Origin of the sequence: Veillonella parvula (genome assembly GCF_048309325.1) — a bacterium.
Lineage (GTDB): Bacteria > Bacillota > Negativicutes > Veillonellales > Veillonellaceae > Veillonella > Veillonella parvula_T.
In genome coordinates this window covers 887,565-903,377 of record NZ_DBFBTX010000005.1, presented here as the reverse complement: position 1 = coordinate 903,377, position 15,813 = coordinate 887,565, and the positions used below count along the sequence as shown (strand labels likewise).

The following is a 15,813-nucleotide window of genomic DNA, read 5'->3' as shown; positions in this document are numbered from 1 at the left end:
CTATGAGGATCCACCTGTTCCCATCTCGAACACAGTAGTTAAGCTCATAAACGCCGAAAGTACTTGGCTGGAGACGGCCTGGGAGGATAGGAAGCCGCTGATTGACTAAAAGAAAAAGGTCTACCTAAAGGTAGGCCTTTTTCTTTTTGCTAGTCTTCGACTAGCTAACCCTACTAGAGCAGCCTCCAGCCAAGGTTGTAGAGGTTGTATCTATGTACGTGTCCGTGTAAGACGGCCCTGGGAAAAGCAGGGCAGTAGAAGATGGAGGAGTGAAACGACGACAGATTCACTGCATCGCTTTCTTCCGAACGTAAGATTTACCGAGCTGCGAAGCAGAGAAGGGAAATCCACAGTGAGGATTGATAGGAAGCCGCGGCTAATGGTAGTATCTAACTAATCCATACGGTAACGAGGCACAACGTGCCAATGTTACCGAACCGTAAAGCAGTTGAGCTACTTTAAATATATGTAAATAAACTTTATCTAATCGATACCGCGGTGCGCAGCACCAATGGTATCGAACCGTAAACTAGTTGAGCAACTCCATATTTATGTAAATAACAAGCCCCATGATCACAAAATCATAGAGCCTATATATTAATAACAACTTATTAGGAATTTAATATATATACAAAAAAAGAGCTGCCTAAGCAGCTCTAATTCTTTATTATTCTACACCAACCATTACGCTAGTGGATTTGATAACAGCGACAACTTCTTTGCCAACTGCTAAGCCTAATTCTTTAACGGATTGAATAGTAATGTCAGCAGTAACAATATTATTATTACCTACGTTGATTTTTACGATTGCATTTACAGCGCCTTCTTGGATCTCAACGATAGTACCTTTTAATTGATTTCTTGCACTTAATTTCATGGATATCTCCTTAAAAAACAATACAAAAAGTATATATATTATAATATTTTGCATATAATTTGTGATATACATTACATCACAAATTATATGGAGCGGGCGAAGGGAATCGAACCCTCCTCTCAAGCTTGGGAAGCTCGCATTCTACCGATGAACTACGCCCGCACGATGTAAATATTGTATCATATATTTACATATACATTCAAGTAATCATAGATATATCTATGATTATACCTATAGTAGTAAATGTATTGAATTACTTTCAATCTAGATGTATAAAATAATAGAAAAGGAGGAATTCGTATGTCAAAAGTATATAAAGTTCATAAATGGTTATCTATCATTTCCTTAATTTTCTTCTTAATGTTTTGTATTACAGGATTAGTACTCATGTTTCGAACTGAGTTAAATGCATGGGCTCAAGGTGGAACAATACATCATTCATCAGCTATAATGTCGATGAATGAACATGAAGAATCTATATTTAAGTATGCTGATCAGGGGGCACTACTTGTTAAACAGAAATATCCATCAAAAGATATTTTGAATATATCCCCTGCTATGGGGGCTACACATATTTTACGGTATCGTATTATTGAATCTACGGCTACGGTAGCACCTCCAGCTCGCATGGGAATGGGTGGGGATTATGTTTTATATAATCCTATATCTAAAGAACTGATTACTTCACATAATGAGCCTCCTGTACATCCTTGGATTCGTAGTATGTTACATACTCTTCATCAATTACATACACGATTAGATTTAGGTAAAATTGGCATATATATTGTAACATTCTTATCATTTTTATGTAGTCTCACTATTATTTCAGGGATTTTTTTATATGGTCCATTTCGTAAAAGTTATTCTAAAGCCTCTGTTTTATCTAAGAAAATGAAAATAGGTGTATTACATCGTGAATTCTCAATAGTTGCAACGGTCTGGGGATTTATATTATGTATAACAGGTGTATGGATTGGGGGCTTTTTTATTGCAAATGATAACTATAATGCCGATGTACTTCATAATGCTAAACAGGAACTTTCGATTGGACAATCTGAAATATTGCAACCATCAGAAGCAATTTCTCGTATAATGAAAGTATATCCAGATCGACAAGTTATTTCTATGGATTATCCATCTAAGTTTAACAATTACCATTATGCATTTTATTTAGGTGCAGAAAATGATGATGATCCAGCTATGTTTCTTGGACAGCCTGTATATGCTAACTTGTATGTCGATTCTAGTAATGATAGATTTTCTACTAAAGCAGTTCCATGGTATTTTACAGGTATGACGACTATGATTAACCTACATATTCATAATCATAATACGATGGCTCTGAAGATATTGTGGGCTATATGGGATATTGTTCTCATTATTGGTATCGTGACTGGACTTATGATGACTATTATTAGAAAGTATAAAAAATCAGATGTAATTCTATCTAAAGTATCGGTAGAGGAAAAGCATATTTGGCGTACACCATTATTTTGTAGTATATCTGTTCTTATAGGATTGCTTCTACCACTTTGGCAAAATCCTGTTATGAATACGATTGCTGCTATTTGTTTAACTGTATCACTTATTGTATTTTTTATCTCTTTACTTAAAGAAAGTAAACAATATTGATTATTTTCGAACTGAAATGATATAATAATAAATATAGTTGTTTTTATATACATAAAAATACGTATTATTATTTATGACTCAGAAAGTGGTAGTTATTATGAATTTTATAAAAGCATTTTTCCAGTCAGAGTCTGCTGGTGGGATATCCTTGCTGTCCGCTGCTATTTTAGGCGTTCTTGTGGCGAACTCACCGATTGCAGCACAGTATTTTGCAGTCATGCAAATACACCTTGGTCCAATGACTATACTGGAGTGGGTAAATGATGCCTTAATGGCTCTTTTTTTCCTTTATGTTGGTATAGAGATCAAGAAGGAAATGATTTCTGGGGAGCTTGATACGAAGGCGAAACGTGTGCTTCCCGTATTAGCCGCATTTGCAGGTGTTATTACGCCAGCTATTGTGTATTATTTTGCGGCTGGATATATGCCAGAATATAGACATGGTTGGGGGATTCCTACCGCTACAGATATCGCTTTTGCTATAGGCGTTATTACAATGCTTGGTAATAAGGTATCTACAGCGATGAAAGCCTTTCTAGCTGCATTAGCTATTATTGACGACTTGATTGCCATAGTCGTTATTGCTCTCTTTTATGGGGCAGGCGTTAATTTTATGGATTTAATAGCTGCTGCGGCTGTAACTGGTTTACTGATTTATACTAATAAGCAAGGCTATTTAAGACCACTTCCGTATTGTGTTCTAGGATTAGTTCTTTGGTATTTAGTTTTAAAATCTGGTGTGCATGCTACCATTGCTGGTGTTGTACTGGCTATGACAATTCCTTTTAAAGGTAAAGTTATAGATAAGGTAGTATATCCTATGGAAGAATGGGCCCATGCTTTACGCAATTGGGTAAACTTCTTAATTATACCATTATTTAGTTTTTTAAATGCTGGTGTATCCTTTGCTGATTTTTCCATAGATAATTTATTCCATCCTGTAATCATAGGTGTTTCATTCGGTTTAATCTTAGGAAAACAATTAGGTATATTCTCTGCCGTCTACATTTTGGTTCAATCTAAGGCAATTAAGATGCCTACAAAAACGACGTGGCCTGAAATTTATGGGACAGCTATTTTGTGTGGTATTGGCTTTACTATGAGCCTTTTTGTTGCTACACTGGCTTTCCCACCAGGTATAACACAAGAAATGGCTAAGGTAGGTATCTTTATAGGATCAATCACGGCAGGCTTGCTAGGTGCGATTGTCCTAATTTTAGCTTATCAAATACGCAAGATGCGTGGTAAAATTTAATAAAATAATCTTTTGTAAGTATAGAAAGGATTCAAATGGAACGCATTTTTGTTTTCTTACGTTCTCCAGGTGCAGCTACATCTGTACTCCTAGGAGCAACAGTACTCGCTTTAATTTTAGCGAACTCTCCATCATCTGAACAATACTTTCAAATCGTTAATCACCATATAGGTAATCTAACAATTTTAGAATGGGTTAATGATGCATTGATGGCAATCTTCTTCCTTTTTGTAGGTCTCGAAGTTAAGCGTGAATTAGTATCAGGTGAGCTTAATACTAATGCTAAGCGTGTGATGCCAGGCATTGCCGCATTATTTGGTGTTCTAACGCCCGCTTTTATCTACTACTTAATTGCAGGTTTTCATTCTGAATATATACATGGTTGGGCAATACCAACTGCTACGGATATTGCATTTTCCATCGGTATTATATCTGCATTAGGCTCTAGAGTACCGAATTCAATGAAAGTATTTCTAACAGCTCTTGCCGTTATAGATGATTTGATTGCTATCATCGTAATTGCAATCTTCTATGCGTCAAGTATTCACATGATGTATTTAGGTGCAGCTGTCGTAGTTGTAGCTGCTTTAATCTATTGTAATAAGCAAGGATATGTACGACCTTTACCATATATCATTCTAGGGTTTATCCTTTGGTATTGTGTATTAAAATCTGGTTTACATGCAACTATGGCTGGTGTAATCTTAGCTATGACAATTCCTTCAAAAGGCAAACGAGGCCGTAAGTATGTTCGCCCAATGCAACATTGGGAACATTTATTGTCCAATTGGGTTAGTTTTTTAATTGTACCAATATTTGCATTCTTTAATGCTGGTGTAGATTTACGTAATGTATCTGTTAATGACTTAACGCATCCTGTAGTGCTTGGTGTTGCATTAGGCCTTATTATAGGGAAACAAATAGGTATTTTTGGTGCAGTATTTGCGATGGTGAAATGTGGCCTTGTACCAATGCCGACAGAAGCTAATTGGAAGCATGTATATGGTACTGCGATTGTATGTGGTATAGGCTTTACAATGAGTATCTTCGTATCTATCTTGGCATTTGAACCCGGTCACGCTCAAGAAATGGCAAAAGGTGGCGTTATACTTGGCTCATTAATCTCTGCATTATTCGGCTACATCTTCTTAAGACTTGTTGGTGCAAACCGAAAAGAATGTCATATTGGTGTATACCATAACTGCTAAAATTGAATAAAACTATTAAATCTCCATTATAGACTGAAGAGTATTTCCGACTTTAGAAGTAATCTAAGCGAATATTCTTGCAGGATATAATGGAGATTTTCATTGGTATCTTATAATTTTATGATATATATGTAATACACCCTTAAAACTATACTATAACTATAATTTAATATATATGAATTATTGATATTAATAGAACTTTTATGGTTTATAGATTATTTAAAACTGTATAGTATACTACTTAATGTAAGGTGAGGTGTATATGATAAAAAAAATAATTATTGCATGTACGCTTGTTTGTATGATTGTAATGGTATCCTCTGTATCATTAGCAAAAACTATTGATCGGGGACAACGAGGGCATCACGTTAGTAAGGTGCAAACCATGTTAAAGCATCAAGGTTTTTTACATGATTCTATAGATGGCATTTACGGTCATAATACAGAACAAGCTGTTCGAAAATTTCAAAAATCTAAAGGGCTCGCTGTAGATGGTCGTGTTGGTCCTGCTACGATGAATGCTTTAGAAAAGATGGAGACTCGTTATGGTGGACATGGCACAGAACGCGATCATAATGGAGTGCCTAATAAATACTCTAAAGTTTTAACGATGGAGGCTAGTGGCTATTCATCTCAAGATCCTGGCAACGGAAAATATACAGCTACAGGCAGTCGTCTACGGAAGGGACTTGTATCTGTAGACCCTAAATTAATTCCTTTGGGAACGCGATTATATATTGAAGGTTATGGCTATGCTGTAGCTGACGATGTAGGTGGTGCTATTAAAGGGCATCGCATTGATTTAGCCTTTGATTCTCGTGCAGAAGCATTGCAGTTTGGACGTCAATCTGTAAAGGTTTATATTTTATAATGATAACTCTCTAGTTTTATATGATTATATGATAGATGTATAGACTACAATCATATTCTTGTATAACATGCTAGAGAGTTTTTCTTTTACCGAATTATAATGTATTCAAAACCTCGAATATTCGGAAAATATGGTATAATAAATAATAGATATATGATGATGACTCATGATGTTAAATTAATAAGCATACTTAATAGTTATATGATGAATGGTAAAGGATAATCCTATGGATAAAGTACGGCGCGTAGAACGAATGGTGGCAATGACAAAACTGTTAGTTGATTCACCGCAAAAATTGATTCCTTTAAATTACTTTTGCGACTTTTTTGGCATGGCTAAATCAACGGTTAGTGAAGATTTAACATGTGTAAGGCAGTCTATGGAACACTTTCAACTGGGGACCTTAGAAACGGTGGCCGGTGTAGCTGGTGGGGTACGATTTATTCCGCATCGCAAGGGAATACAAGCGAACGATATTCTACGCGATGTGCAAGCTCGTTTAATGGAGCCAGATCGCATCATTCCAGGTGGTTTTATTTATATGTCTGATATCTTATATGATTGGCATGTAATGACACGTCTGGGTGAGATTATTATGACTCGTTTCGTGGACCGTGAACCAGACTATATTTTGACTGTAGAAACAAAGGGGATTCCTTTGGCTGTAATGGTAGCGAGAGCTTTCAATAAACCACTTGTTATTGCTAGACGTGATAGTAAGGTAACAGAAGGTTCTGCTATTAGTATCAATTATGTAACAGGTTCCTCTGGGCGCATTCAAACTATGACTCTAACTAAACGGGCAATTCCTCCAAATGCGAAAGTGTTAATTATCGATGACTTTATGAAAGCTGGCGGTACCGCTAAGGGGCTTAAAGAATTAGTTCTTGAAATGAGTGGCGTCGTTGTTGGCACAGGTGTTCTTGTAGCTACAGCTGAACCAAGTCCGAAGTTGATCGATGATTATGAATCACTATTTACTTTTTATGGTATCGATGAAAATACAAAGAAAATTAGTATAGAGCCTGTGTTAGATGCAGAGTAAATCATTAATATTAGGAAGATTATAGGCTGATATAATGGTTTATATTGAGTATTGACCTATGGGCTAAATAATGACGTAAATAATATTTAAAATGGTTTAGAGATATAAGAGATAACAGATAGGAGATTACTATGAATATTGCAAGCCTTATTTTAGCTGCTGGTAAGGGCACGCGTATGAAGTCTAAATTGCCAAAAGTGTTACACAAGGTCGGCGGTAAGGCGATGGTAGAACGCGTTCTTGAAACGGTTCAATCCATTGGTACCAATCGCGATGTTGTTATCGTTGGTTTTGGTGGCGATGCAGTACAAAATTACTTGGGAGAGCGTGCTGAATTTGTTCGTCAAGAAGAACAAAATGGTACAGGTCATGCAGTTAAGATGGCTCAACCAGTACTTGGTGATTATGATGGTACAATCTTATTGTTATGCGGTGATACTCCCCTGGTTACAAAAGAAAGTTTAGAAGCGCTTTTAGAAGAACATAAAAATTCCGGTGCAGCAGCTACAATTTTAACTGCTCATATGCCGGATCCAACTGGTTATGGACGTATCATTCGTAATGAAGTGGGTTCTGTAGTTCGTATCGTAGAACAGAAAGATGGTAAACCTGAAGAATTAGCGGTTCAAGAAGTAAATACAGGTATGTACGCTTTTGATAGTAAAAAACTATGGCCTTGCTTAGATCAATTATCTGATGATAATGCCCAAGGTGAATTGTATATTACTGATGTAGTAGGTATTCTCGTAAATGGTGGCGACAAGGTAAGTGCATACATGACTAAGGATTTTGAAGAATCTTTAGGGGTAAACTCACGTTTGCAATTAGCAGAGGCTGAAGCTATATTAAAACATCGTAAAAATGTTGAGTTAATGACTGCTGGCGTAACAATTATTGACCCTGAAAATACCTATGTGGCTCCTGAGGTAACAGTAGGTGCAGATACAATTTTGCATCCTGGTACAGTCCTTGAAGGTGATACTATCATTGGTGAACGTTGTGAAATTGGACCACATACTCGTTTGACGAATGTAAAAGTCGGTAATGATACGATTATCCATTTTACTTATGGTCATGACTGTGAAGTAAAAGACGGTGTAGATGTAGGTCCATATGTCCATTTGCGTCCAAATACAGTTTTAGGTAATAAGGTTCATGTAGGTAACTTTGTAGAGGTTAAGAACTCTATTGTTGGGGAAGGTACCAAGTTTCCACATCTCTCCTATATCGGCGATAGTGATGTTGGGGCCGGTGTTAATATTGGCTGTGGCACTATTACCGTAAATTATGATGGGAAAGTTAAGCATCGTACGACTATTGGTGATGGTGCATTTGTTGGTTGTAATAGTAACTTAGTTGCTCCTGTAACAATAGGTAATTATAGCTATGTAGGTGCGGGCTCAACTATTACTAAAAACGTACCAGATAAGGCCTTGGCGGTAGGTCGTAGCAAGCAAATTGTGAAAGATAATTGGGTAACAGAGGATACTTTCAAAAAGAAATAAAAAAAATCTCATATTTTTTAACACAATTAGGTCAAAATAGTATACAATAAAAAGGCAATAGTGTGTATCTGTAATGTATGGATTATGGATAAGTAACCAGTATAGGAGCAAATGAAAGGGTAACAAAATGGCATTTGAAGACGGCAAAAAACTCAAGATTTTCACAGGTAATGCAAATCCTGCATTGGCAAAGGAAATTTGTGATTATTTAGGGTTGCCTTTAGGTGAAGCATTTGTAGGTCGTTTTAACAATGGCGAAGTACAAATAATGATTGATGAAAGCGTACGTGGCAAAGATGTATTTATCATTCAACCAACTAGCTATCCTGTAAATGATAATTTAATGGAACTCATGGTTATGGCTGACGCGTTAAAACGCGCTTCTGCACGTCATATCACTGCAGTAGTTCCTTACTATGGCTATGCTCGCCAAGACCGTAAGACTCGCGGTCGTGAGCCGATTACAGCTAAGTTAGTAGCTAATTTGATGCAAACGGCAGGTATTACACGTCTTGTAACAATTGATTTGCATGCAGGCCAAATTCAAGGTTTCTTTGATGTGCCTGTAGATCATTTGTTTGGCGCATCTATTTTGGCTAAATATATTAATGAAAAAAATATGGAAGATGTTATCGTTGTATCTCCTGACCTTGGCGGTGTTACAAGAGCTCGTGATTTGGCTGACCGCATTGGTGCACCGATTGCAATCATTGAGAAAAAACGCCCTGAACCAGGTGTGGCTAAAGTTATGAATCTCATCGGTGATGTGGCAGGTAAAAACTGTATTATTATCGATGATATCGTAGATACGGCTGGATCCTTGGTTGAAGGTGCTAAAGCATTGGAAGAATTCGGTGCTAAATCCGTTACCGCCGCTGTTACACATGCAGTGTTGACAGATCCGGCAAGTGAACGAATTGCAAATTCCAATATTAAGGAACTTATCGTTACTAATACTATTCCATTGCCGGAAAATTGCAACTTACCAAATATTACGCAATTATCCGTAGCTCCATTGTTGGGTGAAGCAATTATGCGTATTTTCCATGAAGTATCTGTAAGTAATTTGTTTGATAAATAATAGGTGATTCTTGAAATTAGTAGTAGGCCTCGGTAACCCCGGCAAGCAATACGAAAAGACAAAACATAATATTGGATTTATGGTTATTGATGCCATAGCCGATAGTGTCCCTCACACGCCTTGGAGAGAGGAGCAACGTGCTGAGGTATGCAGTATTACCGTAGATGGTGAGAAAGTATTACTTGTAAAGCCGCAAACATTTATGAATCTAAGTGGTGAGTCTGTAGGACCGTTAATGCGGTACTACAAAATTGATCCATCTGATGTGTATTGTATCTATGATGACATGGATTTACCTATAGGTAAGTTGCGTATTCGACCAAATGGTAGTTCGGGTGGACATAATGGGATTAAATCTTTAATTTCCCATATAGGAACAGAAAATTTTCCTCGATTCCGCGTAGGAATTGGACGTCCATTGCCACAATGGACTGTCATTGATCACGTTTTAGCACCATTTAGTGAAGAGTCGCAAGAGAAGGTGCAAAAAGGTATTAAGGATACGGTAAAAGCTGTATTAGGTACTTTAGAGGTAGGTATTGATAAAGGCATGAATCAATTCAATCCTAAACGTCGTCCACAGCGATAAATACATGCATAAGGGCATGAGTCTCATTGAGATTCATGCCCTTTTTACGAGGTACATATGAGTAATCAAGAAAAAATGCCTTTTGTAGAGGCTTTAGAATCATATAAAGAACAACATTTTGTGCCCTTTCATACGCCAGGTCATAAGATAGGCGTTGAAGCACCTCAACTGTTAAAGAATTGGATGGGGCCAGCGTTACCCTATGACTTAGGTGTTATGTACGCTTTAGATGATTTACATGAACCTGAACGGGAATTAAAAGAAGCGCAAGACTTAACAGCCGAATTATATGGAGCTGATTTTTGTTGGTTTTCTATTAATGGTACTACAGCTTTGATCAAAGCCATGATTATGGGGACTGTAGGGCCTGATGAAATCATTATCATTCCTCGAGAAGCACATCGTTCCGTTATTAGTGGGCTTGTCCTCTCAGGAGCCAAACCAGTATATATGGACTGTGATTTTGATGAACGCTGGGGAATTCCACTAGGTGTATCATTAGAAAATGCTATCAAATCAATGGATGCACATCCAGAGGCAAAGGCGATTCTTTTAGTTTATCCAAACTATTATGGCGTGGGCATAGATATTGTTAATATCATACAAGAGGCTCATAAGCGGGGACTTATTGTACTTGTTGATGAAGCTCATGGGCCTCATTTGCCGTTCTCTGAAAGTTTACCTATAGAGGCTATAGAGGCTGGAGCAGATTTGGTGGCTCAAAGTACACATAAATCTGTTGGCTCTTTGACACAAACATCTTGGCTATTAGGGCAAGGTAAAAAAATTGATAAGCGGCGTATTACGCAAATGCATCAAATGCTACAAAGTACGAGTCCAAACTATATTTTCCTTGCTTCCTTAGATATGGCGCGCCATCAATTAGCCACAGCAGGTAATGATTTAGTAAGTCGTGCACTAGAGTTGAGTATGTACTTACGTGAGGAACTCAATAAAATTTCTGGTATTGCTACTATGGAATATACAGATATTCAAGAGCGGGTAATAAATTATGATTGTACTAAGGTGCTGATTGATGCAAAAGGCTTAGGTTTAACAGGTGTAGAATTTGAACATTTATTGCGCAATCATCGTATCGAAGTGGAGTTAGTACAGGCAAATCATGTGTTAGTGCTTATTACCATAGGTGATACAAACGAGTCTGTAACTGCTCTTATTAAGGCTGTACAAGCTGTAAGTGAAAAGGTGTTACGTACATTTAAAGAATTTAATAATGCAGAGGAAGAGCAATTGCAAGACATTAGTAAAGATTCTGCGCTGCTGCCAGCGCCTATTGTGCGCATAACTCCTCGTAATGCTATGTATGCAAATCGTGAGCAAATACCGTTAAAAGAAGCACTTCATCGTATTGCAGGGGAGACAATTGCTTATTATCCACCGGGGATTCCCTGTGTAGCAGTAGGTGAAGAGATTAGTGCCTCTGTGTTACAATATATAGAGAATCGAAAGGCTCTAGGTTATGTACCTAATGGGTCTGATGATATGACATTGGAAACAATTTGGGTGTTACAGGAGTAATTATGGGGACTTTGATTATATTAGAAGGCGGAGACGGCAGCGGTAAGGCTACACAAGCTAAACTCTTAGTAGAACGCTTGACCAAAGAAGGGCATGCCGTTAAGTCTGTGAGCTTTCCAAACTATGATAGTGGCGCCGCTATGCCTATTAAAATGTATTTAGCTGGTGAATTTGGTAAAGATGTACATGATGTAAATCCTTATGTGGCAAGCTCTATGTATGCCATCGATCGATTTGCTTCCTTCAGAACTGACTGGGAACAGTTTTACAAAAATGGGGGAATCATCATTGCAGATCGTTATACAACGTCTAACATGGTGCACCAAATGGTAAAATACGATGATCCGAAGGAACGCACTGCATTTTTAGATTGGCTTGAAGATTTTGAGTTCCAAAAATTTGGATTGCCTAAACCTGATGCGGTATGCCTTTTAGATATGCCCCTTGAAGTGAGCGAAGCCCTTATGGCGGAGCGCACTGGTAAAACAGGAGGCAATACTGGTGATATTCACGAAGGAAATCATGCATATTTAGTAGCCGTTCACGGTGCGTATGAAGAATTAGTAAAGCGTTATCAATGGCACCGCATACCTTGTGCTTATAAAGCTAAGTCTAGTCAGTATACGTTGCGTACTATTGAAGAAATTCATAATGATGTATATAGTGTAGTAGAAAATCTACTACCTTAGAAAAAGGCGACTCTTTTAAAAGTCGCCTTTTTCCTATATAATATTAATATTGAGCATGTATTGATAGGAGGCGCTATGACATATTTTGATTCTATAATTGGTCAAGATTCGATTAAGGCACACCTATCTGAATTTGTAAGTCGTAATGCATTACCTCATAGTCTCTTGTTTTATGGCGAATCTGGTCTTGGCAAGCTAGATATGGCCATAGGCCTAGCGTCTTTATTACTAGGACGTCAAGTATTCTCTCAACCTAAGGGGGAATCTTATTTAGCAGAGGTTAAGGAAGCCCGTTTAGCAAATGGGGATACGGAAAAACGTATCGAAGCCGAAGGATTACCTATCTATATGGATAAGGGTGATGCCTTTTGGATTCGCCCTATGAAAACAACCTTAAAGGTAGAGCAGTGGTATTCATTATTACAAGATCATCTGTCTGTGGCGGGCAATGGGAACCGCGTTGTCATTGTGGAGGACTTTCACACAGCCAATGCAGTCATGGCAAATGCTATGCTAAAAACCATTGAGGAACCGCCCGAACAGGTGTACTTCATCATTATTACGAACAAGATTAACACCGTATTGCCTACCATCATTTCTAGATGTATGGGCGTTGGTTTTAACAGTGTTGATGTAGATACGATTCGCACCGCTTTTGTAGCGCGTGGAATTACCGGTGATATAGAACAGGCTTTGTTAGCTGGTCATGGTAATCCACAATTGGTGGAAAAACTGGCGACACAAGATTGCATTGAAATGCTAGAGTTAGCCGTTAAGGTGATGGACATATTAGCTTTTGAAACGCGATGGTTTACTATGATTTCCTTAGCTTGTGAAAGCTTATCTCGTGAAAGCCTAGCGGAATTGATGCACTGGCTACGCCTTGTAAGTAGAGATATGATGGCTATTAAAATGGGTGCTCAAGATACGCAATTACAAGTACCTATGTACAAAACTCAATTATTACGATTATTACCGCGCTGGTCCATGCAAGCATTGGCTAAGGTTATTACCGAAACATTGCAAGCAGAACGGGCTTTGCGCTTACATATAAAAACCGCTCTCGTGGTGGACGGTCTTAGTATCGCCCTTCATGATGCTCGGGAGGAGGATTAAATGCTAACCATAGTTGGCGTACGCTTTAAAAAGGCGGGAAAGATTTATTATTTTCAGCCTGAACAATTAGAACTATCCGTTGGGGATGGGGTTATCGTTGAAACAGCACGTGGTGTAGAATACGGCACGGTTGTGATTGGACCTAAAGAGGTCTTTGAAGATTCTGTTGTTGCCCCTGTGAAACCTGTTATTAGACAGGCAACTTCTAAGGATTTGAAACAAATTGAGAAGAATAAAGAGCGCGAAGAAAAAGCTTTTGAAATTTGTCTCGAAAAAATTGAAAAACGCAAGTTACCGATGAAACTTATCAATGTGGAATACACATTTGATATGAATAAGATTATATTCTTCTTTACTGCAGATGGCCGTATTGACTTCCGTGAGCTCGTTAAAGATTTGGCAACTATATTTAGAACGCGCATCGAGTTACGCCAAGTGGGTGTCCGTGATGAGGCTAAAGTACTAAATGGTATTGGTGCTTGTGGTCGACCTTTGTGTTGTTCAAATTTCTTAGGTGACTTTACGCCTGTATCGATTCGCATGGCAAAGGATCAAAATTTGAGCTTAAATCCTACGAAGATTTCTGGTGTATGTGGTCGATTGATGTGTTGTCTTAACTATGAAGATGATTTATATAAAAAAGGTGGCGACCTATATGTGAAGAAGGAACGCACTCAATCTCCTCAAGATATAGCACCTCCTGGCATTGGTAAGGAGGTTGTTACCGATGAAGGTATTGGTAAAGTTTTAAAGGTAAATCATCATAAACATACTGTAAAGGTACAGCTCGAAGCGGGCCGTACTATCGATTTGAAATGGTCCGAGGTGGCATTGCCTGATGAATGATCAAGAACGACTTGATGATTTAATTATCGATGGCTTACAGATTTATCAGCGTTCTGATATGTTTCGCTTTTCCTTTGACGCCATAGCACTCATTCATTTTTGTCGTTTTAATGGTCGTCATACCTATGTTGATCTTGGAACGGGGTCAGGGGTTATGCCGCTTATAGGTACGTCATTAGGGGCAGGTCATATTACAGGTATAGAAATTAATGAAACTCTCGTTGAGTTGGCTAAGCGTAGCGTAGAACATAATCGTAAACAAGATGTGGTAAATATGTTATGTGGCGATTATCGGCATATGACATATCGCGATATACAAGATAAGCCTTTTGATGGTGTTATTGTTAATCCCCCTTTTTATGATTGTGAAAGCGGTGCAAAGCCTACATCTGAAGAGCGTAATTTAGCACTTCATGATGGACATACAACTTTATGTGATGTTCTGAAAGCGGTACAGTCCTTTATTAAATATAAAGGTCGTTTGTGGATGATTTATAGTGCTAGTCGCTTGCAATATGTATTACATGAACTAGAAAGGTTTAACTTTCAAGCAAAACGAATTCGGTTTGTTCATGGTATGCTAGATAAACCAGCAAAATTAGTTTTGATAGAGTCTATTTTTCAAGGTCAGGCAGGTCTTGTACTTGAGCCACCACTCATCGTTTACAAAAAAACGAATGTGTACACGAAGGAGGTGTCCTCTTGGTATGAACGATAATGAATGGGGCACCTTATACTTGGTGCCTACACCGATTGGTAATTTAGAAGATATGACGTATCGATCTGTTCGTATTTTGGGTGAGGTAGATGCTATTGCGGCTGAGGATACGCGTCATACGGGCATATTGTTAAAACATTTTGATATTAAAAAGCCTTTGATTTCTTATCATGAACATAATAAGGAGGAGAAGGGGGCCTATATTATAGGTCTCTTATTAGAAGGACAGTCGGTAGCTTGTGTCAGTGATGCAGGCATGCCTGCTATTTCTGATCCAGGGGCAGACCTTGTAACAAAGGCTATTGAAGAAGGCATAACTGTAGTACCTTTGCCAGGTGCTAATGCAGCGTTAACAGCGCTTATTGCATCAGGTTTAGATACTAAATCCTTTACCTTTGCAGGGTTCTTACCTAAACGGGGTAAACATCGGGTTGAAGAATTACAACGACTTTCACAAGTGATGGGAACCTTGCTGTTTTATGAAGCACCACATCGATTGCAAGAGGTGTTACAAGATATGTATGAAGCCTTTGGCAATCGTTCCATTGTGGTGGCAAGGGAATTGACGAAGAAGTTTGAAACCTTTGTACGCACCGATTTGGAAAGCCTTGTGAAGGATTTAGAACAGCTCACCTATAAAGGTGAATTCGTCCTCATCGTAGGCGGTGCTGACACAGTGGAGTCCGATACTAGTGAAGTGTTGGATGAACCAGTATCTTATGAAGAGGCTGTGCAAGCCCTTGTAGATACAGGGGTACCTAAAAAAGAAGCTATTCGCCAGGTGGCAAAGCGTTTTAACGTTTCCCGCCGGGATGTATATAATATTGTAGAACGTTAAACCT

The 15,813-nt window shown here is 38.2% G+C and carries 15 protein-coding genes, 1 tRNA gene and 1 rRNA gene; 15 read left to right on the top strand and 2 right to left on the bottom strand.

The genetic code is table 11. The features are described 5' to 3' along the window. Positions 1–103: ribosomal RNA gene (gene rrf / locus ACMKPP_RS09075) — 5S ribosomal RNA — on the top strand; the annotation flags it as partial. 564 nt (positions 104–667) lie between these two features. Here rrf and ACMKPP_RS09070 read toward each other — a convergent pair. Both ACMKPP_RS09070 and ACMKPP_RS09065 read right to left on the bottom strand, forming a co-directional pair. After that, positions 668–877, bottom strand: coding sequence for a TOBE domain-containing protein (locus ACMKPP_RS09070; RefSeq protein ID WP_004693239.1), 210 nt, complete (start codon positions 875–877; stop codon positions 668–670). Positions 878–965: 88 nt separating this feature from the next. Further along, positions 966–1,039, bottom strand: a tRNA-Gly gene (locus tag ACMKPP_RS09065). Positions 1,040–1,177: 138 nt separating this feature from the next. On the opposite strand from ACMKPP_RS09065, the gene ACMKPP_RS09060 reads away from it, so the two are divergent. The 14 genes from ACMKPP_RS09060 to rsmI all read left to right on the top strand — a co-directional run bounded on the left by ACMKPP_RS09060 (position 1,178) and on the right by rsmI (position 15,809). Beyond that, positions 1,178–2,509, top strand: a complete 1,332-nt coding sequence (locus ACMKPP_RS09060; protein ID WP_008600513.1) for a PepSY-associated TM helix domain-containing protein — start codon at positions 1,178–1,180, stop codon at positions 2,507–2,509. 97 nt (positions 2,510–2,606) lie between these two features. After that, positions 2,607–3,764, top strand: coding sequence for a Na+/H+ antiporter NhaA (gene nhaA / locus ACMKPP_RS09055; RefSeq protein ID WP_004693243.1), 1,158 nt, complete (start codon positions 2,607–2,609; stop codon positions 3,762–3,764). Between the two features lie 35 nt (positions 3,765–3,799). Next, complete coding sequence (gene nhaA / locus ACMKPP_RS09050) at positions 3,800–4,972, top strand: Na+/H+ antiporter NhaA (RefSeq protein ID WP_024060197.1); 1,173 nt, start codon at positions 3,800–3,802, stop codon at positions 4,970–4,972. A gap of 262 nt (positions 4,973–5,234) precedes the next feature. Continuing rightward, positions 5,235–5,843 carry a peptidoglycan-binding protein gene (locus ACMKPP_RS09045; protein ID WP_024060198.1) on the top strand — a complete coding sequence of 203 codons (609 nt, stop codon included), beginning with the start codon at positions 5,235–5,237 and terminating at the stop codon, positions 5,841–5,843. A 226-nt stretch (positions 5,844–6,069) separates the two neighbouring features. Further along, a complete protein-coding gene (purR, locus tag ACMKPP_RS09040) occupies positions 6,070–6,888 on the top strand; it encodes a pur operon repressor (RefSeq protein ID WP_004697116.1) in 819 nt (272 codons plus the stop codon). 131 nt (positions 6,889–7,019) lie between these two features. Then, positions 7,020–8,393, top strand: a complete 1,374-nt coding sequence (gene glmU / locus ACMKPP_RS09035; RefSeq protein WP_004693251.1) for a bifunctional UDP-N-acetylglucosamine diphosphorylase/glucosamine-1-phosphate N-acetyltransferase GlmU — start codon at positions 7,020–7,022, stop codon at positions 8,391–8,393. 127 nt (positions 8,394–8,520) lie between these two features. Then, positions 8,521–9,474 carry a ribose-phosphate diphosphokinase gene (locus tag ACMKPP_RS09030; RefSeq protein ID WP_004693255.1) on the top strand — a complete coding sequence of 318 codons (954 nt, stop codon included), beginning with the start codon at positions 8,521–8,523 and terminating at the stop codon, positions 9,472–9,474. Between the two features lie 10 nt (positions 9,475–9,484). Further along, a complete protein-coding gene (pth, locus tag ACMKPP_RS09025) occupies positions 9,485–10,063 on the top strand; it encodes an aminoacyl-tRNA hydrolase (RefSeq protein WP_008600525.1) in 579 nt (192 codons plus the stop codon). A gap of 57 nt (positions 10,064–10,120) precedes the next feature. Further along, positions 10,121–11,602 carry an aminotransferase class I/II-fold pyridoxal phosphate-dependent enzyme gene (locus tag ACMKPP_RS09020; RefSeq protein WP_412198676.1) on the top strand — a complete coding sequence of 494 codons (1,482 nt, stop codon included), beginning with the start codon at positions 10,121–10,123 and terminating at the stop codon, positions 11,600–11,602. A gap of 2 nt (positions 11,603–11,604) precedes the next feature. Continuing rightward, entirely contained in the window at positions 11,605–12,291 is a 687-nt protein-coding gene (locus ACMKPP_RS09015; protein WP_418369618.1) for a dTMP kinase, read from the top strand. A 75-nt stretch (positions 12,292–12,366) separates the two neighbouring features. Next, complete coding sequence (locus ACMKPP_RS09010; protein ID WP_278451571.1) at positions 12,367–13,407, top strand: DNA polymerase III subunit delta' C-terminal domain-containing protein; 1,041 nt, start codon at positions 12,367–12,369, stop codon at positions 13,405–13,407. Next, on the top strand, positions 13,408–14,253 hold the full coding sequence (locus tag ACMKPP_RS09005; protein WP_077708292.1) for a PSP1 domain-containing protein: 846 nt from the start codon (positions 13,408–13,410) through the stop codon (positions 14,251–14,253). Continuing rightward, on the top strand, positions 14,246–14,971 hold the full coding sequence (locus ACMKPP_RS09000; RefSeq protein WP_278451572.1) for a tRNA1(Val) (adenine(37)-N6)-methyltransferase: 726 nt from the start codon (positions 14,246–14,248) through the stop codon (positions 14,969–14,971). The genes ACMKPP_RS09005 and ACMKPP_RS09000 overlap by 8 nt, the downstream gene beginning before the upstream one ends. After that, complete coding sequence (gene rsmI / locus ACMKPP_RS08995; protein WP_287540636.1) at positions 14,961–15,809, top strand: 16S rRNA (cytidine(1402)-2'-O)-methyltransferase; 849 nt, start codon at positions 14,961–14,963, stop codon at positions 15,807–15,809. The genes ACMKPP_RS09000 and rsmI overlap by 11 nt, the downstream gene beginning before the upstream one ends. Positions 15,810–15,813 lie beyond the last annotated feature (4 nt).

Coding starts and splice junctions, on each gene's coding strand:
- ACMKPP_RS09070 (WP_004693239.1), bottom strand. CDS start 877: ATGAAATTAAGTGCAAGAAATCAATTAAAAGGTACTATCGTTGAGATC.
- ACMKPP_RS09060 (WP_008600513.1), top strand. CDS start 1,178: ATGTCAAAAGTATATAAAGTTCATAAATGGTTATCTATCATTTCCTTA.
- nhaA (WP_004693243.1), top strand. CDS start 2,607: ATGAATTTTATAAAAGCATTTTTCCAGTCAGAGTCTGCTGGTGGGATA.
- nhaA (WP_024060197.1), top strand. CDS start 3,800: ATGGAACGCATTTTTGTTTTCTTACGTTCTCCAGGTGCAGCTACATCT.
- ACMKPP_RS09045 (WP_024060198.1), top strand. CDS start 5,235: ATGATAAAAAAAATAATTATTGCATGTACGCTTGTTTGTATGATTGTA.
- purR (WP_004697116.1), top strand. CDS start 6,070: ATGGATAAAGTACGGCGCGTAGAACGAATGGTGGCAATGACAAAACTG.
- glmU (WP_004693251.1), top strand. CDS start 7,020: ATGAATATTGCAAGCCTTATTTTAGCTGCTGGTAAGGGCACGCGTATG.
- ACMKPP_RS09030 (WP_004693255.1), top strand. CDS start 8,521: ATGGCATTTGAAGACGGCAAAAAACTCAAGATTTTCACAGGTAATGCA.
- ACMKPP_RS09020 (WP_412198676.1), top strand. CDS start 10,121: ATGAGTAATCAAGAAAAAATGCCTTTTGTAGAGGCTTTAGAATCATAT.
- ACMKPP_RS09015 (WP_418369618.1), top strand. CDS start 11,605: ATGGGGACTTTGATTATATTAGAAGGCGGAGACGGCAGCGGTAAGGCT.
- ACMKPP_RS09010 (WP_278451571.1), top strand. CDS start 12,367: ATGACATATTTTGATTCTATAATTGGTCAAGATTCGATTAAGGCACAC.
- ACMKPP_RS09005 (WP_077708292.1), top strand. CDS start 13,408: ATGCTAACCATAGTTGGCGTACGCTTTAAAAAGGCGGGAAAGATTTAT.
- ACMKPP_RS09000 (WP_278451572.1), top strand. CDS start 14,246: ATGAATGATCAAGAACGACTTGATGATTTAATTATCGATGGCTTACAG.
- rsmI (WP_287540636.1), top strand. CDS start 14,961: ATGAACGATAATGAATGGGGCACCTTATACTTGGTGCCTACACCGATT.